Source organism: Actinacidiphila paucisporea (assembly GCF_900142575.1).
GTDB classification, from domain to species: domain Bacteria; phylum Actinomycetota; class Actinomycetes; order Streptomycetales; family Streptomycetaceae; genus Actinacidiphila; species Actinacidiphila paucisporea.
Window position 1 is genome coordinate 32329 of sequence record NZ_FRBI01000006.1, and the last position, 23879, is coordinate 56207.

At 74.0% G+C, this 23879-nt stretch carries 25 protein-coding genes and 1 riboswitch; of the genes, 13 read left to right on the top strand and 12 right to left on the bottom strand.

Annotated features, from left to right (window positions below; genetic code table 11):
• Window positions 1–90: 90 nt before the first annotated feature.
• Window positions 91–345: a hypothetical protein gene (locus BUE44_RS11610; protein WP_073496967.1), complete on the top strand. Its 255-nt coding sequence runs from the start codon at window positions 91–93 to the stop codon at window positions 343–345.
• A 7-nt stretch (window positions 346–352) separates the two neighbouring features.
• Here BUE44_RS11610 and moaA read toward each other — a convergent pair whose 3' ends face one another.
• On the bottom strand, window positions 353–1342 hold the full coding sequence (gene moaA / locus BUE44_RS11615; RefSeq protein WP_235002063.1) for a GTP 3',8-cyclase MoaA: 990 nt from the start codon (window positions 1340–1342) through the stop codon (window positions 353–355).
• Between the two features lie 453 nt (window positions 1343–1795).
• Between moaA and BUE44_RS11620 the strand changes: the two genes are divergently transcribed.
• The 5 genes from BUE44_RS11620 to BUE44_RS11640 all read left to right on the top strand — a co-directional run bounded on the left by BUE44_RS11620 (window position 1796) and on the right by BUE44_RS11640 (window position 6687).
• The gene (locus BUE44_RS11620; RefSeq protein WP_073497508.1) at window positions 1796–2788 is read left to right on the top strand and encodes a DEDDh family exonuclease; all 993 of its coding nucleotides are present in this window, start codon (window positions 1796–1798) and stop codon (window positions 2786–2788) included.
• Between the two features lie 108 nt (window positions 2789–2896).
• A complete protein-coding gene (locus BUE44_RS11625) occupies window positions 2897–3148 on the top strand; it encodes a hypothetical protein (RefSeq protein ID WP_073496972.1) in 252 nt (83 codons plus the stop codon).
• Between the two features lie 73 nt (window positions 3149–3221).
• Window positions 3222–4082, top strand: coding sequence for an SURF1 family cytochrome oxidase biogenesis protein (locus BUE44_RS11630; protein WP_073496974.1), 861 nt, complete (start codon window positions 3222–3224; stop codon window positions 4080–4082).
• A 52-nt stretch (window positions 4083–4134) separates the two neighbouring features.
• Window positions 4135–5922: a glycoside hydrolase family 15 protein gene (locus tag BUE44_RS11635; RefSeq protein WP_073496976.1), complete on the top strand. Its 1788-nt coding sequence runs from the start codon at window positions 4135–4137 to the stop codon at window positions 5920–5922.
• 3 nt (window positions 5923–5925) lie between these two features.
• Window positions 5926–6687 (top strand): SDR family oxidoreductase, encoded by a 762-nt coding sequence (locus BUE44_RS11640; RefSeq protein WP_073496978.1) that lies wholly within the window; start codon window positions 5926–5928, stop codon window positions 6685–6687.
• A 34-nt stretch (window positions 6688–6721) separates the two neighbouring features.
• On the opposite strand, the gene amaP is transcribed toward BUE44_RS11640, so the two are convergent.
• The 5 genes from amaP to BUE44_RS11665 form a co-directional block, all read right to left on the bottom strand.
• Entirely contained in the window at window positions 6722–7318 is a 597-nt protein-coding gene (amaP, locus tag BUE44_RS11645) for an alkaline shock response membrane anchor protein AmaP (protein ID WP_073496981.1), read from the bottom strand.
• A 7-nt stretch (window positions 7319–7325) separates the two neighbouring features.
• On the bottom strand, window positions 7326–8018 hold the full coding sequence (locus BUE44_RS11650) for a DUF6286 domain-containing protein (RefSeq protein WP_107415683.1): 693 nt from the start codon (window positions 8016–8018) through the stop codon (window positions 7326–7328).
• Window positions 8015–8386: an Asp23/Gls24 family envelope stress response protein gene (locus tag BUE44_RS11655; protein WP_073496983.1), complete on the bottom strand. Its 372-nt coding sequence runs from the start codon at window positions 8384–8386 to the stop codon at window positions 8015–8017. Before BUE44_RS11655 ends, BUE44_RS11650 begins: the two co-directional genes overlap by 4 nt.
• Entirely contained in the window at window positions 8386–8586 is a 201-nt protein-coding gene (locus tag BUE44_RS11660) for a hypothetical protein (protein ID WP_031522979.1), read from the bottom strand. Before BUE44_RS11660 ends, BUE44_RS11655 begins: the two co-directional genes overlap by 1 nt.
• 82 nt (window positions 8587–8668) lie before the next feature.
• Complete coding sequence (locus tag BUE44_RS11665; protein WP_073496985.1) at window positions 8669–9175, bottom strand: Asp23/Gls24 family envelope stress response protein; 507 nt, start codon at window positions 9173–9175, stop codon at window positions 8669–8671.
• 138 nt (window positions 9176–9313) lie between these two features.
• On the opposite strand from BUE44_RS11665, the gene BUE44_RS11670 reads away from it, so the two are divergent.
• On the top strand, window positions 9314–10078 hold the full coding sequence (locus tag BUE44_RS11670) for a nucleopolyhedrovirus P10 family protein (protein ID WP_200804400.1): 765 nt from the start codon (window positions 9314–9316) through the stop codon (window positions 10076–10078).
• Window positions 10079–10103: 25 nt separating this feature from the next.
• On the opposite strand, the gene BUE44_RS11675 is transcribed toward BUE44_RS11670, so the two are convergent.
• The 6 genes from BUE44_RS11675 to BUE44_RS11700 form a co-directional block, all read right to left on the bottom strand.
• Complete coding sequence (locus BUE44_RS11675) at window positions 10104–10922, bottom strand: enoyl-CoA hydratase/isomerase family protein (RefSeq protein ID WP_073496987.1); 819 nt, start codon at window positions 10920–10922, stop codon at window positions 10104–10106.
• Window positions 10923–11042: 120 nt separating this feature from the next.
• Complete coding sequence (locus BUE44_RS11680) at window positions 11043–11264, bottom strand: helix-turn-helix domain-containing protein (RefSeq protein WP_031522969.1); 222 nt, start codon at window positions 11262–11264, stop codon at window positions 11043–11045.
• A gap of 382 nt (window positions 11265–11646) precedes the next feature.
• Window positions 11647–13245 carry an ABC-F family ATP-binding cassette domain-containing protein gene (locus BUE44_RS11685; protein WP_073496991.1) on the bottom strand — a complete coding sequence of 533 codons (1599 nt, stop codon included), beginning with the start codon at window positions 13243–13245 and terminating at the stop codon, window positions 11647–11649.
• 555 nt (window positions 13246–13800) lie between these two features.
• Window positions 13801–15171, bottom strand: coding sequence for a hypothetical protein (locus tag BUE44_RS11690; protein ID WP_073496993.1), 1371 nt, complete (start codon window positions 15169–15171; stop codon window positions 13801–13803).
• 63 nt (window positions 15172–15234) lie between these two features.
• Complete coding sequence (locus BUE44_RS11695) at window positions 15235–16350, bottom strand: alpha/beta hydrolase family protein (protein ID WP_073496995.1); 1116 nt, start codon at window positions 16348–16350, stop codon at window positions 15235–15237.
• Between the two features lie 132 nt (window positions 16351–16482).
• Entirely contained in the window at window positions 16483–17127 is a 645-nt protein-coding gene (locus BUE44_RS11700; protein WP_073496997.1) for a class II aldolase/adducin family protein, read from the bottom strand.
• 96 nt (window positions 17128–17223) lie between these two features.
• On the opposite strand from BUE44_RS11700, the gene BUE44_RS11705 reads away from it, so the two are divergent.
• The 6 genes from BUE44_RS11705 to BUE44_RS11730 all read left to right on the top strand — a co-directional run.
• Entirely contained in the window at window positions 17224–18615 is a 1392-nt protein-coding gene (locus BUE44_RS11705; protein ID WP_073496999.1) for an NAD(P)/FAD-dependent oxidoreductase, read from the top strand.
• 302 nt (window positions 18616–18917) lie between these two features.
• Window positions 18918–20135: an inorganic phosphate transporter gene (locus tag BUE44_RS11710; RefSeq protein ID WP_073497001.1), complete on the top strand. Its 1218-nt coding sequence runs from the start codon at window positions 18918–18920 to the stop codon at window positions 20133–20135.
• Window positions 20136–20154: 19 nt separating this feature from the next.
• Window positions 20155–20355 carry a hypothetical protein gene (locus BUE44_RS11715; RefSeq protein WP_073497003.1) on the top strand — a complete coding sequence of 67 codons (201 nt, stop codon included), beginning with the start codon at window positions 20155–20157 and terminating at the stop codon, window positions 20353–20355.
• Between the two features lie 112 nt (window positions 20356–20467).
• A riboswitch (cobalamin riboswitch) is annotated at window positions 20468–20597 on the top strand.
• 132 nt (window positions 20598–20729) lie between these two features.
• Window positions 20730–21737 carry a cobalamin biosynthesis protein gene (locus BUE44_RS11720; RefSeq protein WP_073497005.1) on the top strand — a complete coding sequence of 336 codons (1008 nt, stop codon included), beginning with the start codon at window positions 20730–20732 and terminating at the stop codon, window positions 21735–21737.
• The gene (locus BUE44_RS11725) at window positions 21725–23218 is read left to right on the top strand and encodes a cobyric acid synthase (RefSeq protein ID WP_073497007.1); all 1494 of its coding nucleotides are present in this window, start codon (window positions 21725–21727) and stop codon (window positions 23216–23218) included. The genes BUE44_RS11720 and BUE44_RS11725 overlap by 13 nt, the downstream gene beginning before the upstream one ends.
• On the top strand, window positions 23215–23879 hold a 665-nt coding region (locus BUE44_RS11730; RefSeq protein ID WP_200804401.1), incomplete at its 3' end, for a cobaltochelatase subunit CobN. The genes BUE44_RS11725 and BUE44_RS11730, both read left to right, overlap by 4 nt.

Below are 23879 nucleotides of genomic sequence, written 5' to 3' on the forward strand. Positions count from 1 at the left end.
GCGGCTCCCCCCGTGGCTGCCCGGCGTCGCCATGTCCGGGCCCTGATCGGGCGCTCCGCGCGGGTCCGCGGGTGGGGTTTACTGGGGCGCGTGAACGACGAGACGCCGATCTGCTCGGCCAAGGGGTGCCGCACGGCGGCGGTGTGGGTGCTGGCGTGGAACAACCCGAAGCTGCACACCCCGGAGCGGCGCAAGACCTGGCTGGCCTGCGACGAACACCGCGAGCACCTGGCGCAGTTCCTCGGCATGCGCGGCTTCCTCAAGGACGTGGTGGCGCTGGCCGACTGGGAGCGGCGGGCGGCCGGCGACGGCCCTGCCGACGGGGGGCGCGCCGCCCGCGGATAAGCGGCGGTCAGCCGCCGATCGCCGACATCGGGCGGTCCGGCTGGAGGAAGGCCGGATCGTCCAGTCCCGAGCCCGCCTTCTTGCCCAGCATCGCCGCCCGCCACAGGCCGGCGATCTCCGCGTCGGACGCGCCGGAGCGCAGCGGGCCGCGCAGGTCGGACTCCTCGCGGGCGAACAGGCAGTTGCGCACCTGGCCGTCGGCGGTCAGCCGGGTGCGGTCGCAGGCCCGGCAGAAGGGCCGGGTGACCGAGCCGATCACGCCGACCCGGGCCGGGCCGCCGTCCACCAGCCAGCGCTCGGCGGGCGCCGAGCCGCGGACGGACTCGCCTTCCGGGGTGAGCGTGAAGCGGGAGCGCAGGCTGCCGATGATCTCGTCGGCGGTGACCATGTCGCCGCGCTGCCAGCCGTGCTGGGCGTCCAGCGGCATCTGCTCGATGAAGCGCAGCTCGTAGCCGTGCTCCAGGGCCCAGCCGAGCAGGTCGGCTGCCTCGTTGTCGTTGACCCCGCGCATCAGCACGGTGTTGACCTTGAGCGGGGCCAGGCCCGCGGCGGACGCCGCGGCGAGGCCCTCGATCACGTCGGAGTGCCGATCCCTGCGGGTCAGGGTGTGGAAGACGTCGGGCCGCAGGGTGTCGAGGGAGACGTTGATCCGGTCCAGGCCCGCCGCGCGCAGGGCCGCCGCGGTCCTGCGCAGCCCGATGCCGTTGGTGGTCAGCGACAGGCGGGGGCGCGGGTCGAGCGCGGCGCACCGCTCGACGATGCCGGCCAGGCCGGGGCGCAGCAGCGGCTCACCACCGGTGAAGCGGACCTCGGTGACGCCGAGGTCGGTGACCGCGATCCGCACCATCCTGACGATCTCGTCGTCGGTGAGCAGATCGGGCTTGGCCAGCCACTGCAGGCCCTCTTCCGGCATGCAGTAGGTGCAGCGCAGATTGCACCGGTCGGTGAGCGAGACGCGCAGATCGGTGGCCACGCGTCCGTAGGTGTCGATGAGCACGGGCTCCGCCTCCCTCCGGGCGCCTGGTCGCGCCGCCGGTCCTACCAGCCTATGTCCCGGTGCCGACAGAGCCGGGCGGCGACGGCCACCGCCGAGCGTACGCGAGGGGCACCTCTTTGCAACAGACTGTTGAAACCGCTGGTGGACGCTCGGCTCGCCGGCGGCCCCGCACCGGCCGGGCGGACAGGCTCGTCACGGTGCGCCGACCGGCCGGCGTCCCCGTCGGGGTGAACGCGGTGGCTCACCGCCCCGGCCGCGAGCGGCACGACGGCGAGCGGCACGACGGCGAGCCGACCGCAGGGCGATAGCGGGCAGTTGGCGTGTGCGCGCACCACACAGGCATCCGGCGGACGTCGTTTCGGATGAGTTCGGACGCGGCCGCGTCAACGGGAGAGCGGCCGGTGGGCGGCCGGGATGATCCACTGTCGGCGCCGCGCCGTATCCTCAGTGACCATGCTGGACAACCGGACCGCGCCGCCGCCCCCTTCGCCATGGCCCGCGGGCTATCCCGAGGGCTATGCGGTGGTCGACGTCGAGACCACCGGGCTGGGCAGGGACGACCGGATCGTGTCCGCGGCCGTCTACCGTCTCGACGCCCGCGGCGAGGTCCAGGACCACTGGTATTCGCCGGTCAATCCGCAGCGCGACCCCGGTCCGGTGTGGATCCACGGGCTGACCGGCGCGATGCTCGCGGACGCCCCGCTCTTTCCGGAGATCGCCGGCGAGCTGGCCGAACGGCTCGCCGGGCGCGTGCTGGTCGCGCACAACGCGGTCTTCGACTGGTCGATGCTGGCCAGGGAGTACGCCAGGGCCCGGTCCGCCGCGCCGGTCGACCACCGGCTGTGCACCATCGTGCTGGCCAAGGAGCTGCGGCTGCCGCTGGCCAACCACAAGCTGGAGTCGCTGGCCGCGCACTACGGGGTGGTCCAGCAGCGCGCCCACCACGCCCTGGACGACGCCCGGGTGCTGGCCGAGACCTTCCGGCCGAGCCTGCACCTGGCGGCGGCGGCCGACCTGCCGCTGCCGCTGCACGCCTGCCGCCCGCTGACCGAGTGGGTGGACACCGCGGTGCCCGCGCCGCGTTACGGGGCGCTGTACGGCTCGGGGCCGCGCTCAGGGTGGCGGCCGGCCCGCAAGCGGCCGCCGTGCCCGTATCCGAACCCGGGGCGGCTCGCGCCGGACGGGCCGCTGGTCCAGGGGATGCGGGTGGCCTTCTCCGGCGACACGGGTATAGACCGCGAGCTGCTGGAGGACCGGGCGACCGACGCCGGGCTGCATGTCGCCTCGTCGGTGAGCCGGCTCACCAGCGTGCTGGTCACCAACGACCCCGACTCCCCCACCGGAAAGGCGGTCAAGGCCCGCGCGTACGGCACGCCGGTGATCGGCGAGCGGCAGTTCACCGAGCTGCTCAAGGCCGTCACCCCGGCCTCCGGCGTCCACGGCTGACCCCAAGGCGGCGCGGGCCCGGGGTCCGTGCGGCCGTCCGGGTGACAGCCGGGCAACACGCCCGCCGCCGGTTTGCCCGGATCGCCCGGCCACCGCAGCCTGTGCCTCATGGCACGATGCGAAGTCTGCGGAAACGATTATGCGATGAGCTTCGAGGTGCACGCCGCGGGCGCGGTGCACGTCTTCGACTGCTTCGAGTGCGCCGTCCACCGGATGGCACCGATCTGCGAGCACTGCCGGGTGCAGATCATCGGACACGGCGTCGAGGTCGACGGCCACTTCTACTGCTGCGGCCACTGCGCCAAGGCGGAGGGCGGCACCGGCATCGTCGACCACACCGACTCCCCCGCGCACGCCTGAACCCCACCCGCCCCGACAACCCACCGACCCCCCACCGCGCGGACACCCCACGGCCGAGTTGTACCGTCGTGGGGTGTACCGCTTCCTGCTGTCCCGCCAATGGGTGATCCTCACCCTCATCGGTCTGCTGCTCATGCCGGTGATGGTCAGACTGGGCTTCTGGCAGTTGCACCGCCATGAGCACCGGGTGGCGAACAACAGGATCATCGCGGCCGGCCTCAAGGCCACCCCGGTCCCGGTCGAGTCGGTGACCTCCCCCGGCTACGACGTACCGCGCAAGGACCTCTACCGCATGGTGACCGCCACCGGCCACTACGACACCTCCCACGAGGTCGTCGCCCGGCACCGCACGGCGGGCAACTCCGGCTCCGACGACACCTCCGGCGGCGGCGAGGAGGTCGGCTACCACGTCATCACCCCGCTCATCCTGGACGACGGCCGGGCGGTCCTGGTCAACCGCGGCTGGATCTCGCCGGGCGACGACCCGACGAAGTTCCCGAAGATCAACCCGCCGCCGTCCGGCGAGGTGACCGTGGTCGGCCGGCTGCGCCCCGACGAGTCGACCTCGTCCACCGGCATCCACGACCGCAAGGGACTGCCGCCGCGCCAGATCATGCTGATCAACGGCTCCGAGGTGAAGTCGGCCGGCGGACTGCCCGAGCAGACGGTCGGCGGCTACCTGGAGCTGGTCTCCCCCAAGCCCGCGCACGGCGGCCCGCAGGTGGTCCCCGAGCCCGACCACAGCAGCATCGGCCCGCACATGGCCTACGCGATCCAGTGGTGGCTGTTCACCACGATGGTGCCGGTGGGCTGGGTGGTGCTGCTACGCCGGGAGCGCGCCGACATACTGGCCGCCCGCAAGAAGCAGTCCGAGACGCCGCGGGAGCCCGACACGCCGCAGGAGCCGGAAGACAGTGTTCGGGTAGCGGTGTAGCCGCGCCACCAGCAGACTCGACTGACACCACCACGAGGCGGCGAGGCGGACCGTGCCAGGACGTATCGAGGACTACGCGCTGATCGGCGACCTCCAGACCGCCGCGCTCGTCGGCCGGGACGGGTCGGTCGACTGGCTGTGCCTGCCGCGCTTCGACTCCGGCGCGTGCTTCGCCGCGCTGCTCGGCGACGAGGACAACGGCCGCTGGAAGATGGCCCCGCTGGACGCCGAGGAGTGCGCGGAGCGCTCCTACCGGGGCGACACGCTGGTGCTCGACACCGTATGGCGGACACCGTCCGGCAGCGTCAAGGTCACCGACTTCATGCCGCAGCGCGACCGCGCGCCCGACCTGATCAGGATCGTCGAGGGCCTCTCCGGCTCGGTCGAGATGCGCAGCGAGCTGGCGCTGCGCTTCGACTACGGCAGCGTGGTGCCCTGGGTGCGCCGCACCGACCACCACCGGGTGGCCGTCGCGGGCCCCGACGCGGTGTGGCTGCGCAGCGAGCCGCCGCTGCCGATGTACGGCAAGGACATGCGGACGTACAGCGACTTCACCGTCGCGGCCGGCGACAAGATCGCCTTCGTCCTGACCTGGCACCCCTCGCACTCCAGGCAGCCGCGCCGGGTGCCGCCCTTCACCGCACTGGAGCAGAGCCTGGCGGACTGGGAGAAGTGGTCGGCCCAGTGCCGCTATGACGGGCCGTGGCGGTCGGCCGTACTGCGCTCCATGATCACCCTCAAGGCGCTGACCTACGCGCCGAGCGGCGGTATCGCCGCCGCCGCGACCACCTCGCTGCCCGAGGAGATCGGCGGGGTCCGCAACTGGGACTACCGCTACTGCTGGCTGCGCGACGCCGCCCTCACCCTGAACGCCCTGGTCTCCGGCGGCTTCCTCACCGAGGCCCAGGCCTGGCGGGACTGGCTGCTGCGGGCGGTGGCCGGCGACCCGGCCGACCTGCAGATCATGTACGGCATCGGGGGCGAGCGGCGGCTCACCGAATACGAGGTGCCCTGGCTGAAGGGCTACGCGAACTCCGCGCCGGTCAGGGTCGGCAACGCCGCCGCCGGCCAGCTCCAGCTGGACGTCTACGGCGAGGTGCTCGACTCGCTGTTCCTGGCCAGGAGCAGCGGCCTGCGCGACGAGCAGCACGCCTGGAGCCTGCAACGGGCGCTGATGGACTTCCTGGAGTCCAAGTGGCACGAGCCGGACGAGGGCCTGTGGGAGGTACGCGGCCCGCGCCGGCACTTCGTGCACTCCAAGGTGATGGCCTGGGTCGCGGCCGACCGCGCGGTGCGCACGGTCGAGGCCAGGCCCGGGCTGCGCGGCGACGTGGACCGCTGGCGCTCCATGCGGGCGCAGGTGCACGCCGAGGTCTGCGAGAAGGGCTACGACGCGCAGCGCAACACCTTCACCCAGTCCTACGGCTCCGCCGAACTGGACGCGGCCACCCTGCTCATCCCGCAGGTCGGCTTCCTGCCGGCCACCGACCGGCGGGTGATCGGCACGGTCGAGGCGGTGCAGCGGGAGCTGGACCACGGCGGATTCGTCCGCCGCTACTCCCCCGACTCCAGCGGCGTCGACGGGCTGCCCGGCACCGAAGGGACCTTCCTGGCCTGCTCGTTCTGGCTCGCCGACGCGCTGCACGCCATCGGGCGTACCGACGAGGCCCGGCAGCTCTTCGAGCGGCTGCTGGCCGTACGCAACGACGTCGGCCTGCTCGCCGAGGAGTGGGACCCGGTCGCCGGGCGCCAACTGGGCAACTACCCGCAGGCGTTCAGCCACGTCGGGCTGGTCAACACCGCGCTCGCGCTGTCGGGCCGGAACGGAAGGAGTGGCTGAGCGATGGATCTCGGACTCAAGGACCGGGTGTACGTGGTCACCGGCGGTGGCCGCGGCCTCGGACTCGCCGCGGCCCGCGAACTCGCCGCCGAGGGGGCCAAGGTGGTGCTCTCCGGGCGCACCGCGGCCACCGTCGACGCTGCCGCGGCGGAACTCGGCGGTCCTGAGCGGGCGTTGGGCGTCGTCGCGGACAACGCCGACCCCGCCACCGCGCAGTTGCTGCTGGCCACCGCCAGGACCCGCTTCGGCGCGGTCGACGGCGTGCTGATCAGCGTCGGCGGGCCGCCGCCGGGCGCGGCCGCCGAGGTCGGCGACGAGCAGTGGCAGGCCGCCTTCGAGTCGGTCTTCCTCGGCGCGGTGCGGCTGGCGCGGGCCGCCGCGGGATGCCTCGGCGACGGCGGGGTCATCGGCTTCGTGCTCTCCGGCTCGGTCCGCGAGCCCATCCCCGGCCTGGCGATCTCCAACGGCCTGCGTCCGGGCCTCGCCGGCTACGCCAAGACCCTCGCCGCCGAGGTCGGCCCCCGCGGCATCCGGGTGGTCGGCCTCCTGCCCTCCCGCATCGACACCGACCGGGTACGCGAGCTGGACGCCCTCGGCGGTGACCCCGAGGCCGTGCGGGCACACCACGCCGCGCGTATCCCGCTGCGCCGCTACGGCTCGCCGTCCGAGTTCGGCCGGGCCGCCGCCTTCCTGCTCTCCCCCGCGGCCTCCTACCTGACCGGCGTCATGCTCCCCGTCGACGGCGGCGCCCAGCAGTTCCTGTGACCTGCCGGGCCGCGGACGCAGCAGGCGGCCCGGGTCAGGAGACCCTGGCCGCGCGGTGGCGCACCGCGCGCAGCCGCGCTTCGGTGGGGAGCCCGGGGAGTCCGGCCGAGGTGCGGGCGCGGTCCAGGACCTCGGTGTCCAGGGCGGTGACGACGTCCTGGGGGGTGGCGTGCGGGGCCAGGCCCAGCACGAGCCGCGCCTCGGGCGCACCCCGGCGGCCGCCCAGCACCGCGCTGGACCACTCGACGCCGTCGTACGCCTCGGCCTCCGAGCGCAGCACGCTCTCCAGCGCCCGCCCGCGCAGCAGCGCGCCCTGCCCGTCGCCGCTGTCGATCCTGATCTGCCGCAGCCGGCTGGTGCGGGACTGGGCCAGCAGCCACCACAGGGCCGCCAGGAAGAGCACGCCGAGCACGGCGAAGACCACCGGCCACCACCAGCCGTCGGAGCGGTAGCGGGTCCTGTCGTGCGCGGTGAGCAGCACGTCCTTGGGGCCGGTGAAGGGCCACCAGCCGGGCACCGTGAAGTCCCAGTGGCGCTGCAGGTCGAGGCTGCCGACCAGCACGGACAGGCCGACCACCAGCAGGACCAGGCCGGTCAGTCCGAGCAGGACCCGGTTGAGCGTGGTGCGCATCGCCCCGTCACCCCTTCTTGTCGGCCCGTTGCAGGTGGATGCTCAGGTGCGGCGACCTGGCCAGGCCCAACTGGCGTACGGCCTCGCCGAGTGCGGCCGTCAGGTCGTCGCGCACCTCTTCGAGTTCGCGGAAGTGCGAGGTGGCGCGGGCCTTGACCTTGCGCCGGCCGACGTCGACCTTGGCCCAGCGCACCCCGGAGACCTCCATCGCCCGGTCGCGCAGCACCAGTTCGGCCGCGTGCCGGTCGAGTCCCGCGCGGACGCCCGCGGTTCCGCTGCGGGCCATCGGCAGCACCTCGCGCTCACCGGGGGTCAGGGCGAGGACGAGCAGCCACAGGCCGAGCGCGGCGGCCACCGAGGCGCCGAGGATGATCCAGACGTCGTCCAGGTGCCGGGTGGCCAGCTGGTGGGCAAGGCTGATGCGCCACTGCATCGCCCTGCGGTCGGCGCGGACGGAGGCGATGTCGTAGAGGAAGAGTCCGGCGAGTCCCAGCAGCACCGCCGCGGTCAGCGCCGCGGGGATGCGGCGGGCGGACCAGAAGCGGCGGGCCTTGGCGCCCTGGCCGCCGCCCGGCAGGCCGGAGGTGACGGCGTACGGCTCGATGTCGGGCCGTTTGGCGATGCTGACACGGGCGTTCTCGGCGTCGGACGTGGTCGGGTCCTGCTCGCGGTAGGCGTGGCTGCCCCCGTCGTCGCTCATTCGACCCTCCCCTCCTCCTTGCGGCGCGCCGCCGCCGAGTGCAGCCGCTCCACCTCGACGGCCACCTCGGGTACATCCATACCCGTCAACGCCTCGACCTTGCCGGTGACATGGCGCCGGACGGTGTGGCACACCGCCCCGATGTCCGCCGGGTAGCCCAGTTCGAGGGCCAGCCGCAGCCGGGCGGTGTCCTTGCGCACCGACACCGAGGCGTGCGGCCGGGCGTCGCTCGGCACCAGGTCGGCGCCCGGCGCGTCGGCCAGCACCTCACCGGCCGCCTGGGCGGCGATCTTGGCGACCACCCGGTCGGCGATCCGCAGCGCGCCGCGGTCGGCGGGAGGAAGTTGCCCGGGCACGGCTGATGCCATCAGCGCCGCCGGTCGCGGTCACGGTCGCGGTCACGCGTGCGGAAGAAGTCCCCGGGTTCGAGGTCGCCGTCGAAGAACTTGCCCGCCACGAAGCCGACCGCGCCGAGCAGTGCCACTACGAGGAAGGCCCCGAAGCCGCCGAAATACCCGGCGAAGCCCAGTGCCATTCCGGCCGCCAGGCCGATCACCGCCATGCTCATCGTCCGCTTCCCGTCCGCTCGGCTGCGCCTGCCCGCAGTGCCGCGGGCCGCGTCTCAGGGCCGGTGTGCCGCCCCGGTCCCACTATTGGACCCGCTGCTCGCGGTCGTCGTCATCGTCCTCGTCGGGCAACTTCACGTCGCCGACCGCGACATTGACCTCGACCACTTCGAGCCCGGTCATCCGCTCGACCGCCGCGATCACGTTCTCCCGCACCGCGCGGGCGACCTCGACGATGGACACGCCGTACTCCACGACGATGTCGAGGTCGAGCGCCGTCTGCACCTCGCCCACCTCGGCCTTGACGCCGCGGGTCACCGAGCGGGTGCTGCCGGGGACCCGGTCCCTGACCGCACCGAACGTGCGGGACAGTCCGGTGCCCATCGCGTGGACGCCCACGACGTCGCGGGCCGCGAGTCCGGCGATCTTCTCGACCACGCCGTCGGCGATCGTGGTGCGGCCGCGGCTCGCGGGATCGCCGAGCGCCTTGCGGCCCGAGCCCGCGGTGCCCTTGTCGAGCGTCCTGCCGCTGTCGGCGGTGATCGACGAGCCCTCGGGCTCCGGCCGGTTGTGCTGCGCGCTGTCCGTCATCGCGAGTCGTCCCTTCGTCTGGGCTGCTCCGTGCACCACACTAAACGGGCATGCCCGGAACCGCTGCGGGGATGCGCCCAGTGGGGACCGCCGCCCCCCCATCCGAGTGGTCGGCACGTCGGAAGGCGATGAAACCTGGTGACCATGGACCGACTGGCCAGGACCGTGCGGGAACAGGTGGCCCTGGGGCGGCTGCTCCCGCTCGGCGCGGCCGCCGACGCCGCCTGGATCACCGAGAGCGCCGCCGTCGGCGCCCTGCGGCGGGCCGCGGACGGCGTCACCGGCGTACGGCTTGGGTCGGTCACCCTGGCGCTGGACGCGGACGCGCCCGAGGCGGAGCAGCGGCACGCCGGGGCGCCGGTGGGCGCGCTGGCGTACCGGCCGCTGCGGATCACCGCGGACTTCGAGGCCGGGCTCGACGACACGCTGCCGCGTACCGCGGAGCGGCTGCGGGCCGCGCTGTGGGCGGCGGCCGAGGACTGGCTCGGGGTGCCCGTCCACTCGGTCGACCTGGAGGTGACCGGGCTGCTCGCCGGCGGGGTGGCAGTGGACGCGGTGCTCGAAGGCGTGGTGGTGGACGACGGCGACACGGCGCGGGAGCTGGCCGACGCCCCGGCCGCCGGCGCCCCGGCGGCCCTGGTGGCGGCCGCCGCGCTGGCCGTGCCCGGGGTGCTGCGGCTGACCCGGCGGCTGGCCGGCCTCGGCAGCGGCGTCCGGGTCCGCGACACCGCGGCGGGCGCGGCCACGGCGGCGGGCCGCAGCGTGCAGCTGCAGTTCGCGGTGGCGGCGGGCCACCGGCCGTACGTGGTGGCCCGGGCGGTGACGGCCGCGATCTCCCCGGTGGCGGCGGCGGGCGCCCCGGGGCCGCTGACGACGGCGGTCGTGGTGACCGACACCCACTGAGCGCGCACCGCGCCCGGGGGTCGGGCTACTCTGCCGCGCCGGCCAGGCTGCGCAGCCTGCGGGTCTGGGCGGCGCGCTCGGCCGCGAACTGCTCGGACTCGGTGTGGGACAGGGCGGTACGCAGCAGCGCCTTGGTCTCGTTGACGGCGTCGCGCGGCGGGGCCAGGAGGGCGGCGGCCAGGTCGGCGACGGCGGCGTCCAGGTCGGCGGCGGGCACGACCAGGTTGGCCAGGCCGGTGCGCTCGGCCTCCTCGGCCTGCACGTAGCGGCCGGTGACGCAGATCTCCAGCGCGCGGCTGTATCCGACCAGCTCGGCCAGCGGCTTGGTGCCGGTCAGGTCGGGGACGAGCCCGAGACCGGTCTCGCGCATGGCGAACTGCACGTCGTCCGCGCACACCCGCAGGTCGCAGGCCAGCGCGAGCTGGAAGCCGGCCCCGATGGCATGCCCCTGGACGGCAGCGACCGTGATCAGGTCGGTGCGCCGCCACCAGGTGAAGGCCTGCTGGTACGTGGCGATGGTCGCGTCGAGGTCGGCCTCGGAACCGCGCCCGAGTTCCAGGAACGACGGACCGCCGTCGAAGCCCTCGGGTGTGAACGCCTGCCGGTCGAGACCGGCGGAGAAGGACGGGCCCTCGGCGCGCAGCACCGCGACCCGTACCTGCCCCGGCAGCAGTCGGCCCGCCTCGATCAGCGCCTCCCACAAGGCGGGCGACTGCACGTTGCGCTTGGCCGGGTTGCACAAGGTGATGGTGGCGACGGTGCCGGTGCCGTCCAGGACGAGCCGGACTCCGTCGCGTTCGAGCAGGATCTTGTCGTCGTGGGGCAGGATCGTGTCATCGGGCATCGGGCACCTCCGAGCGGACCGCGGACTTGGTTACTACCGAAGAGTAACCATCCGTTCGGCCCGCCGGCCCGCTGGGTGCGGGAGATGCCCGCCCGTGGGCATTCGGGCGTCAGGGCCGGCTCAGGCCGTGACCGCCTTCTTGCCCCTGGTCGCCCCGCCGCGTCCGCGCAGGGTCACGCCGGACTCGCTGAGCATCCGGTGCACGAATCCATAGGACCGGCCGGTCTCCTCGGCCAGTGCCCGGATGCTCGCTCCGGAGTCGTACTTCTTCTTCAGGTCCGCCGCGAGCTTCTCGCGCGCGGCGCCGGTCACCCGGCTGCCCTTCTTCAGAGTCTCGGCCACCCGTGCCTCCTCCAGGGAAGTGCGCTATGGACTCTCATGATCACCCCTAAGCGCCTTCCTGGCCACCCATTCGACAAGGTCCGTCACCGGACATTCGCAACATGAATGCCGCGATACGAGGCGAAGAACGGGTCCCGGCGGGAAATCTCCGCCGCCGAATTCCGGACCGGGAACGGAGCCCGCGCGATACCAGCAGGTCAGCGGCCATCGGTAAGGTGTTTGCCGACGTCACACCACTGATCACCAGACACTGCCGCCACGCGGGCGACGCCGACCGGGCGGTACCAGCCCGACTCACACAGATGACGGACCCGCGGTGGGCCGAATGATCGAATCCACATGATCACCCGGCGTCCTTCCAGGTCGGCGGCGCCGTGGCCGGTCAGGCCAGGGCCACCAGGTCCGCGTAGTCCTGGCCCCACAGGTCCTCGACACCGTCGGGCAGCAGGATGATCCGCTCGGGCTGCAGCGCCTCCACCGCGCCCTCGTCGTGGGTGACCAGCACCACCGCGCCGCTGAAGGTGTGCAGGGCGCCCAGGATCTCCTCCCGGCTGGCCGGGTCGAGGTTGTTGGTGGGCTCGTCGAGCAGCAGCACGTTGGCGCTGGAGACGACCAGCGAGGCCAGCGCCAGCCGGGTCTTCTCGCCGCCGGACAGCACACCGGCCGGCTTGTCGACGTCGTCGCCGGAGAAGAGGAAGGAGCCGAGGATCTTGCGGATCTCCACCAGGTCGGTGTCCGGCGCCGAGGAACGCATGTTCTCCAGCACCGTGCGCTCCGGGTCGAGCGTCTCGTGCTCCTGCGCGTAATAGCCGAGCTTCAGCCCGTGCCCCGGCGTCACCTCGCCGGTGTCGGGGGTCTCCACCCCGGCGAGCAGCCGCAGCAGCGTGGTCTTGCCCGCACCGTTCAGCCCCAGGATGACCACCCGCGAGCCGCGGTCGATCGCCAGGTCCACGTCGGTGAAGATCTCCAGCGACCCGTACGACTTGGAAAGGCCGCTGGCCATCAGCGGCGTCTTGCCGCACGGCGCCGGGTCCGGGAAGCGCAGCTTCGCGACCTTGTCCGAGACCCGCACCGCGTCGAGACCGGCGAGCAGCTTGTCGGCCCGCCGCGCCATGTTCTGCGCCGCCACGGTTTTGGTGGCCTTCGCGCGCATCTTGTCGGCCTGCAAATTGAGCGCGGCGGCTTTCTTCTCCGCATTCGCGCGTTCCCGCCTGCGGCGCTTCTCATCGGCTTCGCGCTGCTGCTGGTACAGCTTCCAGCCCATGTTGTAGACGTCGATCTGCGAGCGGTTGGCGTCGAGATAGAAGACCTTGTTGACGACCGTCTCGATCAGGTTCACATCGTGGGAGATGACGATGAATCCGCCGCGATACGTCCTCAGGTAGTCGCGCAGCCAGCTGATCGAGTCCGCGTCCAGGTGGTTCGTCGGCTCGTCGAGCAGCAGGGTGTCCGCGTCCGAGAACAGGATCCTGGCCAGCTCGACTCGGCGCCGCTGGCCGCCGGACAGGGTGTGCAGCTGCTGGCCGAGGATACGGTCGGGCAGGCCGAGCGCCGCGGCGATCGTGGCCGCCTCCGCCTCGGCGGCATAACCGCCCTTGGTGAGGAATTCCGTCTCCAGGCGGGCGTATTTCTTCATCGCGTTGTCGCGGGTGGCGCCCTTTCCGTTCGCCATCCGCTCCTCGTTCTCGCGCATCTTGCGCAGCACGGTGTCGAGGTCGCGGGCGCCCAGGATGCGGTCGCTGGCCAGCATGTCCAGATCGCCGGTGCGCGGGTCCTGCGGCAGGTACCCGACCTCCCCGGAGCGCGTCACGCTGCCCGCGGCGGGCTGGCCCTCCCCGGCCAGCACCTTGGTCAAGGTGGTCTTGCCCGCGCCGTTGCGGCCGACCAGGCCGATGCGGTCGCCCTTGGCGACGCGGAAGGACGCGGATTCGATGAGGACGCGGGCGCCGGCGCGCAGCTCCAGGCCGGTGGCAGTGATCACGGGGTTGGCTCCATGGCGTAACGGATGGCCTCACGGCCGGGTGGGCGTGTCGCGGGCGTTCCGCCAGAGCTAATCGAGGAGCAGAGCAACCATGGGGCCAGTCTACTGGCCCCATCCGACTGCCTCGGCCCCCGCGGGCCCCCGCCCCCACCCGGGGCGGGCGCGCCCCCGTCCCGGCCCCGCGGTCCGCTGTGGCCGGTCGCGCAGTTCCCCGCGGCCCTGAAAAACGCGTGCCCTCCTGCGCAAGGTCGAGCCCCTTGGCAGGGGCCAACGCCGGGCGTAAGTGGACGCAGGCCCAAAAAGGGGCGCGGGGAACTGCGCGCCCCGCCGAGAAGGCGGGAAGGAAAGCAACGCACCGCAAGGGGCAATCACCTGGCCACCCCGCAGGGGTTAGGGCCTGTCCGGCGGATCTTGGCGGGCCTGCGACGCCCGGCACCGCACCTCGCTGCGTTGTCGAATCATCCTTGTACGACCCGGTACGAGGACGATTCTCCGCCTTGCGATGTACGGCACCGGACGCCGCAGGCTGATCCGCCAAGATCCGCCGGACAGACCCTAGGCCTCGCCGGTGTGGACCTGGAAAGCGGCCTTGCGCATGGCCTTGGCCAGGATGGGGTCGGGGTGGGCGGCGGCGAGGGCCACGAGGACCTGGACGGTGCGGGGGTGGCCGATGTCGCGGAGCTCTTCGAGCAGGCCCGGCACGGAGCCCTGGACGGCGGTCTCCAGGTGGCTGACGAGCAGATGGTCCTCGCCGTGGTCCGCGACCGCGGCCGCCGTGTCGACCCACAGCCACGTCGCCTCCTCCCGGGTGAGGAGCCCGGTCGCGGTGTCCGGGTCGTCGCCGTCGAGTTCGGCGAGCCACAGCACCGCGTACGGCCGCAGCACCGGCTCGGTGACCACCTCGCGTACCGCGGGCTCCGCCGGATCGCCGACGACCCGCAGCGCCTCGAAGGCCAGGCCGCGCAGCAGCGCGTCGTCGCCGCGGGCGGTGTCGAGGAGTTCGGCGACGGCGGGGGCGACGGGCCGGGCGGCGAGCCAGGCGCGGTATTCGGCCCGCGCGGGGCCGGGTGAGAGGCGGGCGCAGGCGCGGAGCATGGTGGCGGCGGACTGCTCCATGTGCCCGGCGGGACCCTGCGCGGCAACGCAGATCTGCTCCAGCTTGACCCACACCGCCCAGCTGCCGAGCGCGGTGAGCGCGACCTCGTCGGGCCGCTGCGGGTCGCGGGGTCGGAGCGCTCCCACGCGCGCGGCGGCCTCCAGCGTCCAGTCGAGCAGCGTCGGCAGCGGGTCGCCGGCGCCGTCGGCGGGCGGCTCGTGGCGTTCGGTGCGCAGTTCCGCGACCCGCTGGCGGAGCAGGTCGAGCAGCGTGTCGATCGGCACCGGGCCGTTCGACAGATGCAGGAAGGACAGCAACTGCGGCGCCGCCTCGACGACTTCGGCGACCAGCGCCGGGTCGGGGCCGCTGCGGTCGCCGGGCAGGAAGGGGTGCGCGAGTGACCAGGCGTCGAAGAGCGCGACCCAGCCGCGCAGCACCGCGGTGTCGTCGGTGTCCCAGGCGCGCAGCCGCCAGCCGGGGCGGGCGGTGCCGCCGTGCAGTTCGATCAGGCCCGACAGCCTGGCCCGGTCCCAGGCGGTGCGGATCTGGCCTGGGGTCAGGCCGAGGGCGGCCGCGGCCCGGGTGAGTGCGTCGGCGGGCAGTATGCCGGTGGGCCCCGCCGTGCCGGGGCCGGTGCCCGCCCAGCGGGCGAGCCGTACGGCGGCGGCGAGTTCGGCCCGGGCGAGCCGGGCGAGTTCCGGTAGCGGAGGGGTGCCTTCCGGCGGCCGCGGCGGCCTGGGCCTGCGCGTGGTCGCGGTCCTGCGGGCGGCGGTGAGCGGCCGGCGGGGGACGAGGCGGAGCGGAGTGTCTCGCGGGCTACGGGACGTCACTGGAGCAGTCTCTCCGTTGTGCGCCCAGATTCCCAATCGGCCGTACTTTCCCGCGTTCCGCGCTCACATGAGCGGGGTCAGGAAGCGGCGCAGGGTCTCCTCGTAACCGGCCGGGTCGGCATTCCACATCGCCCCGTGCTGGGCGCCGCGCACGGTGTGCAGGACCACCAGATCCGGGAGGCGGGCGGCGAGTTCGCGGGACCGGTCCCAGGGCGCGAGTGTGTCGTCGGGGCCGTGGAAGACCAGGGTCGGCACGGTGGGCGGCGCCGGGTCGGCCGGGGCGGTGACGGCCCGCCCGCGGGGTTCCGTACGCCCCTCCGCCGCGCGTACGGCCAGCGGTGCCAGGTTGGCGGGCAGCCCGTGCCATTGCGCGGCGGCGGCGACCGTGGCGTGCCAGTCGAGCACCGGAGAGTCCAGGACGAGGCCGCGGACGCGGTCCCCGACCGTGGACAGGCGCTGGGCGTGCAGGGCCATGGTCGCACCGGTGGACCAGCCGTAGAGCACGATGCGCTGGGCGCCGTACTCCACGGCGTAGCGCATCGCCGCGTCCAGGTCGCGCCATTCGGTACGGCCCAGGTGCCCGATGCCGCCGGGCGGCGGCGGGGCCTCGGGGTCGCCGCGGTAGCCCAGGACCAGCTGGGTGAAGCGGTGGTGGTGCAGGGCGGGCAGTACGTTCATCGCGTGCGCGCGGGTCGCGCCCAGGCCGTGCACGCTGATCACCCAGGTGGCGCGGGCGCCCGGCAGATACCAGCCGGGCAGCGGGCCCAGCTCGCCCGGCACGTCCACCTCGGTGTAGTCCAGACCCAGCGCGATCCGCGGATTCCCGTAGTGCACCTGCGGGGTCAGCCGGACCGGGACGCCCGGTTGCAGCGAGCCGTGCGGTACAGCGAGCAGCTTCCTGGTCACGGAGTAGGCGGTGCCGTCGACCACGTCGCCGGCGATCGCGTGCAGTCCGTCGGCCGCCAGGCCGTACGTCCCGCGGCGCGCGGAGGCGGCGGTGCGGGTGAGGACGACCCGGTCCCGCGTGACCGTGTGCACGGTCACCGCGCCCTCCGGCGCCGGGTCCTGGGCGGACGGCCTGAGGGCGAAACGCGAGCCGTACCGGCCGACCGCCACGAAGGCGGCGGTGCCGGCACCCAGGGCGGCGGTGGCTGTCGCCACGGCGGTTCGTAGTCGCATCCCCACCAGTCTCACCGACCTCTTCGCTCCCGGCCACTCCTACGCTCCCGGATACCCCTGCGCCCCGCGGGCATGCCGTGCCGCGCTCCCCGGGGTGCGCGACGCGCGGCCGGGAACGCTGCACACGGGCCGTCAGGAGCGCGGCTGCCCGTAGGTCGTGAAGCGGGCCGACGCCGCGGCGAGGTCGGCGGGGGTGAGCAGGCGCGGGCTGCCGGAGGCGGTGGCGAGGAGCCACACGCGGCTCATCCATTCGAGCTGGGCCGTGCTGTCGTAGGCGGCGTCGAGCGAGGAGCCGTACGCCAGCGTCCCGTGGTTGGCCAGGATGCACGCGGTGCGGTCGGCGAGGGCGGCCAGGGCGGAGGCAGCCAGCTCGGGGGTGCCGTAGAGCGCGTAGGGGGCGACGCGGACCGGCCCGCCGAGGGCGGCGGTGACGTAGTGGACCGGCGGCAGCTCGTCCACCAGGGTGGAGACCGCCGTCGCGTGCGGCGCGTGCGTGTGGACGATCGCCCGCGCTGCGGTCCCGCCGTAGACCGCCAGGTGCAGCGGCAGTTCGCTGGTGGGCCGCAGCTCCCCGCGCACCTGGCGGCCTTCGAGGTCGACGGCGACCAGGTCCCGGGGGCGCAGCCGGTCGTAGGGCACCGCGGTGGGCGTCACGACGACCAGTTCGCCGACCCGCGCCGACACGTTGCCCGACGTGCCGACGACGAGGCCGTCGGCGACGGTGCGGCGGGCCGTGTCGACCACGTCCGACCAGGCTTTCTCGACTGCGTCCGGCACGACGGCCTCCGTTACCGATCAGGCGTTGCCGTGGCCGCCGGGAGCGCAGTAGCGTCCCCGCACATCACCGGGCTCCACAGCGATTGCAGGTGCATTATGGCCACCGTCAACGGCGGAATCTCGTTCTGGTACGCAGGCACGGGCATACCGCTGCCGCGCGAGCCGCTGCCCGGTGACGCGGAGGCCGACGTCGTGATCGTCGGCGGCGGCTACACGGGGCTGTGGACGGCGTACTACCTCAAGCAGGCAGTGCCCTTCCTGCGGATCACCGTGCTGGAGGCGAAATTCTGCGGTTACGGCGCTTCCGGGCGCAACGGCGGCTGGCTCTACAACGGCATCGCGGGCCGCGACCGCTACGCCAAGTTGCACGGCCACGACGCGGCGGTCGCCCTGCAGCAGGCGATGAACGCCACCGTGGACGAGGTGGTGCGGGTCGCCGCGGCCGAGGGCATCGACGCGGACATCCAGCAGGGCGGGGTGCTGGAAGTGGCCTACTCACCGGCGCAGTTGGCGCGGCTGCGGGCGTACCACGAGCGGGAGACGGCCTTCGGCGAGAAGGACCGGGTGCTGCTGGGAGCGGCGGAGTCGGCGCGGCGGATCAGGGCGGCTGGCACCGTCGGGGCGAGCTGGACGCCCCACGGCGCCCGGGTGCACCCGGTGAAGCTGCTCCAGGGGCTGGCCGCGGCGGTCGAGCGGCTCGGGGTCACCGTCCACGAGTCGACGGCGGTGACCGAGATCCGCCCCAAGCACGCGGTCACCCCGTACGGCACCGTGCGCGCGCCGTACGTGCTGCGCTGCACCGAGGGCTTCACCGCGTCGGTGAAGGGGCAGCGCAGGACGTGGCTGCCGATGAACTCCTCGATGATCGTCACCGAGCCGCTGTCGGCGCGGATGTGGGAGACGATCGGCTGGGAGGGCGGCGAGACGCTGGGCGATCTGGCGCACGCGTACATCTACGCGCAGCGCACCGCCGATGGCCGGATCGCGCTGGGCGGACGGGGAGTGCCGTACCGCTTCGGTTCGCGCACCGACAACGACGGGCGGACCTCGGAGCGTACGGTGGCCGCGCTGCGCGAGGTGCTGGTGCGGCTCTTCCCCGCGACCGCCGGGGTCGCGGTCGAGCACGCCTGGTCGGGGGTGCTGGGGGTGCCGCGCGACTGGTGCGCGAGCGTGCAGCTGGACCGTACGACGGGCCTGGGCTGGGCGGGCGGCTACGTCGGCAGCGGGGTGGCGACCTCGAATCTGGCCGCCCGCACGCTGCGGGACCTGGTGCAGCAGGACTCGGGCCAGGGCCATGGCACCGAGCTGACGGCGCTGCCGTGGGTGGGTCACCAGGTGCGCCGCTGGGAGCCGGAGCCGCTGCGCTGGGCGGGGGTGCGCGGGATGTACGCGGCCTACCGGGGCGCCGACCGGCGCGAGCTGGCGGGGCGGAGCGCGGCGACCGACCCGGTGGCGCGGTATGCCGACCGGCTGTCCGGGCGGCACTGAGGCGGCGGCACTGCGGCGGCGGCGCTTCGGGCGGGCGCCGCGGCGCGGGCGGTGTGGCGCGGGCGGTGTGGCGCGGGCGCCGCGACAACCGCACGGATCGGGCCGAACCGCGGCAACTGAGACATACGGCACTTCCGGCCGCCCGGAGCGCCCGGATTCCGGGCCGCAGAAGGGTCGTCGTTGCCGCTGTGTTCACGAGCACGTCACGTTGGCACCGCGAGTCCGCTGCCAGTTCACCTCCCGTTCACCAATGATCCGTACGGTCGGCTCGCCACTACCCGATCGAACGATTGCCTGGGTCCATGGAACACATGACGCTCCTGATCGGAATCGTCATCGCCACCGCACTCGTGTTCGACTTCACGAACGGTTTCCACGACACCGCCAACGCGATGGCCACCACCATCTCCACCGGTGCGCTCAAACCCAAGACGGCGGTGGCCATGGCCGCCGTACTCAACCTCGTCGGCGCCTTCCTGTCCGTGGCGGTCGCCAAGACGATCTCCGGCGGCATCATCGACGAATCAGCCGGCGTCAAACCCGAGATGATCTTCGCCGCGCTGGTCGGCGCGATCGTCTGGAACATGCTGACCTGGCTGGCCGGGCTGCCCTCCAGCTCCTCGCACGCGCTGTTCGGCGGCCTGATCGGCGCCACGCTCGTCGCGGTCGGACGGCACGGGGTGCACGGTGAGGCGGTCGTGATGAAGGTCCTCATCCCGGCGCTCGCCGCGCCGATCGTGGCGGGCCTGGCCTCGACACTGGCCACCCGGCTGAGCTACCGCCTCGGCCGCAACGCCGACCCCGCCGCCACCGCCAAGGGCTACCGGGCCGGGCAGATCGCCTCCGCGGGCCTGGTCTCGCTCGCCCACGGCACCAACGACGCGCAGAAGACGATGGGCGTCATCACCCTCGCCCTGATCACCGGCGGCGTCGTCGCCCCGCACGCCGACCCGCCGCTGTGGGTCATCGTCTCCGCGGGCGCCGCCATCGCGCTGGGTACGTACATCGGCGGCTGGCGGATCATCCGCACCATGGGCAAGGGCCTCACCGACATCCAGCCGCAGCAGGGCTTCGCGGCGCAGACCGGTGCCGCCGCGACCATCCTGGCCTCCTCCCACCTCGGCTTCGCGCTGTCCACCACCCAGGTGTGCTCCGGCTCGGTGATGGGCGCCGGGCTCGGCCGCAAGGGCGCGGTCGTGCGCTGGAGCACCGCGGGGCGGATGGTCGCCGCATGGGGGCTGACGCTGCCCGCCGCGGGCCTGGTCGCCGCCGGTGCCGCGCTGCTGACCGACCAGGGCACCTGGGGCGTGGTCACGGTCGCCGTCGCCGGCCTGGCGATCTGCGCCGCGATCCGCACCGCGGCCCGCCGCAAGCCGATCACCCACACCAACGTCAACGACGAGCCCGCGGCGGCCGACGCCACCGCCACCGAGCCGCAGGGCGCGGTCACCGCGGCCATCGCCGCGGTCATCCCGCCGCCGGTCGGCGTCCCGGGCACGACCCCGGCCCCGACCGCCTGACCTCCCGGAGGAGTCCCGCATGAGCATCGACTGGCACGCCCTCGGCACGGTCCTGGCCGTCACGCTGCTGTCCACCGTCGGCCTGGTCGGCGTCTTCACCCTCGGCGTCGTCGGCCTGGCCCGGCCGGCCGCGGCCGCCGCGCGCGGCGGGGCGTACGTCTGCTTCGCCGCGTGCGCGGCCGCCGTCGCCTGGGGCATCTGGCTGATCGTCGCCAAGTAGCCCGGCCCCGCGGCGGGGTGTGGACCTCACCACACTCCGTCGCCCCTGGTCAAGGGCCGGTTGACGGGCCCACCCGCACGTGGTGGACTGCGGATGCCATACGGCGGCAGGAGAGGAAGTCCGGTGCGAATCCGGCGCGGTCCCGCCACTGTCACCGGGGAGTGCACTCCCAACCCGTACGTCACGGCCGGCCCCGCCGGTTGGAAGACCGGGAGTGCGTAGATCCGGGAGCCAGGAGACTCTCACCGCCGGTCACGTCGAACCAGGGCGCGGACCCTGAGTGAGGACTGCTGCCATGCCCGGCGCCACCGCCCGACCTCCCGGCACGTGTTCCTGTCCACCGTCCCCTCGGAGGGTGACGGCGGTCTGAGCTGATGCGTGCCGATCGCGTATACGCGTACGGCGCCGCGCTCGGCTTTCTCGGCGATCTCGTCGCGGGCGACCCGCGCCGCGGCCATCCGGTCGCGGCCTTCGGGCGCGCGGCGGGGGCGCTGGAGCGCCGGATGTGGCGGGACGACCGGTTCAGCGGCACGGTGTACGCGGCGCTGTGCGCCGGTGCCGCGACGGGTGCCGCGGCCCTCGCCGGGCGGGCGGTACGGCCCCGCGCCGCGCTGTCGGCCGGGCTGACCGCGGCCTGCACCTGGTCGGTGCTCGGCGGCACCTCGCTGGCCAGGGAGGCGCGGGCCGTCGCGGCCGCGCTGGACGCCGGGGACGTCGAGGCGGCCAGGGCGCGGCTGCCGCACCTGTGCGGGCGGGACCCGCAGCACCTGGACGCCGACGCCATCGCCAGGGCCGTCGTGGAGTCGGTCGCCGAGAACACCTCCGACGCGGTGGTCGGCGCCCTCGTGTGGGGCGCGCTGGGCGGGCTGCCTGGGCTCGCGGGCTTCCGCGCGGTCAACACGCTCGACGCGATGGTCGGGCACCGCTCGCCGCGCCACCTGCGCTTCGGGTGGGCCGCGGCCCGGCTCGACGACGTCGCGGGCTGGCCCGGCGCCCGCCTCACCGCGGCGCTCGCGGCGCTGGCCTCCCCCCACCCGCTGGACGGCCTGCGCACCTGGCGCCGCGACGCCCCCGCCCACCCGAGCCCGAACGCGGGACCCGTCGAGGCCGCCTTCGCCGGCGCCCTCCGCCTGCGCCTCGGCGGCACCCTCTCCTACGCGGGCCGCACCGAACACCGCCCCGTCCTGGGCCCTGCCTTCCCCGCCCCGACCCCGGCCGACATCCCGCGCGCGATCGCCCTCTCCCGGCGCGTCTCCGCCCTGGCGCTGGCGCTGACCGTGCTCCCCGGCCTGCTGCCCCTCGGCCCGCTGTTCCGGGTGGTGCCCGGCCGAGCGCGGTCGGCCGGCGCCGCACGGGGGGTGACACCCCCATGCGCGGGCTGATGATCGCCGGCACCGCCTCGGACGCCGGCAAGAGCGTCGTCACCGCCGGGGTGTGCCGGTTCCTGGTGCGCCGTGGCGTGCGGGTCGCCCCGTTCAAGGGGCAGAACATGTCGCTCAACTCCTTCGTCACCCGCGACGGCGCCGAGATCGGCCGGGCGCAGGCCATGCAGGCACAGGCGGCCCGTGTGGAGCCGTCGGCGCTGATGAATCCGGTGCTGCTCAAGCCGGGGAGCGACCGCAGCAGCCAGGTCGTGCTGCTGGGCAAGGCGGTCGGCGAGATGTCGGCCCGCAGCTACCACGGGCACGGCGGCGCGCAGGGCGAGTTGCTGGACGTGGTCGTGGACTGCCTGGAACAGCTGGGGCGTTCGTACGACGCGGTGATCTGCGAGGGCGCCGGAAGCCCCGCCGAGATCAACCTGCGCCGCACGGACATCGTCAACATGGGCCTGGCACGCCGCGCGGGAATCCCCGCCCTCGTCGTCGGCGACATCGACCGCGGCGGCGTCTTCGCCTCCTTCTTCGGCACGACCGCCCTGCTCGCCCCCGAGGACCAGGCGCTGGTCGCGGGCTACGTGGTCAACAAATTCCGCGGCGACGTCACCCTGCTCGAACCCGGCCTCGACATGCTGCTCGGGCTCACCGGCCGGCCCACCCTGGGCGTGCTGCCGTACGCCCGCGGCCTCGGCATCGACGAGGAGGACGGCCTGCGGGTGCGGGAGTCGCAGGCCGGGCAGCCGTACGGCGAGGACGTGCTGCGGGTGGCCGTCGTCGCGCTGCCGCTGATGTCGAACTTCACCGACCTGGACGCCCTCGCCGCGGAGCCCGGCGTCGCCGTCCGCTTCACCGACCGCCCCGAGGACGTCGCCGACGCCGACCTGGTGGTGCTGCCCGGCACCCGCGGCACGGTCAGGGCGCTGGAGTGGCTGCGGGCCGGTGGCCTGGCGGCCGCGGTGCAGCGCCGGGCGGCGCAGGGACGCCCGGTGCTCGGCATCTGCGGCGGCTTCCAGATCCTGGCCGAACGCATCGAGGACGACGTCGAGTCGAGGGCCGGTACGGTGCCGGGCCTCGGCCTGCTGCCCGCCCGTATCCGCTTCGCCGCCGCCAAGACGCTGGCCCGGCCCGCGGGTCGGGCCTACGGCGAGCGGGTCGAGGGCTACGAGATCCACCACGGGGTCGCCGAAGTGCTGGGCGGCGACGAGGAATTCCTCGACGGCTGCCGGGTCGGCGCGGTGTGGGGCACCCACTGGCACGGCTCCCTGGAGAGCGACGGCTTCCGCCGCGCCTTCCTGAGCCGGGTCGCCGCGGCGGCGGGCCGCCGCTTCGTACCGGCGCCCGGCACCGACTTCGGAGCGCTGCGGGAAGCCCAACTCGACCGGCTCGGCGACCTGGTCGAAGAGCACCTGGACACCACCGCGCTGCTGCGGCTCATCGAGGACGGCGCACCCGCCGGACTCCCCTTCGTCCCACCGGGGGCACCATGACCACCGTTCTGCTGCTGTCCACCGCCGACACCGACCTGCTAGCCGCCCGTGCCGCGGCGGCCGCCCACCCGGACGGGGCGGCGTACCGCCTCGGCAACCCGTCCCGGGTGGACCCCCGGGACGACCTGCCGGGGCTGCTGGCGGGCGCCGACCTGGCCGTGGTGCGGCTGCTCGGCGGCCGCCGGGCGTGGGAGGAGGGCCTGGCGGTGATCGCCGCGTCCGGGGTGCCGTCGGTGCTGCTGGGCGGCGAGAGCGTCCCGGACGCCGAGTTGATGGCCCTGTCGACGGTCCCGGCGGGCGTGGTCGCCGAGGCGCTGCGCTACCTCGTGGAGGGCGGCCCGGCGAATCTCGCCGAGCTGGCGCGCTTCCTGTCCGACACGGTGCTGATGAGCGGCGAGGGCTTCGAAGCGCCGCGCGCCATGCCGCAGTTCGGCGTGCACGGCACGTACGCCCACGACCCCGGCCGCCCCACGGTCGCGGTGCTCTTCTACCGGGCGCACGAGCTGTCGGGCAACACCGCCTTCGTGGACACCCTGTGCGCCACCGTCGAGGCACGGGCGGCCAATGCTTTGCCGATCTATTGCGGTTCGCTGCGCGGCGCAGCCGAGATGCAGCGGAGGGTGGGGGTCGCGAGCGAGGAACGAGGGAGCGGCACCCGCCC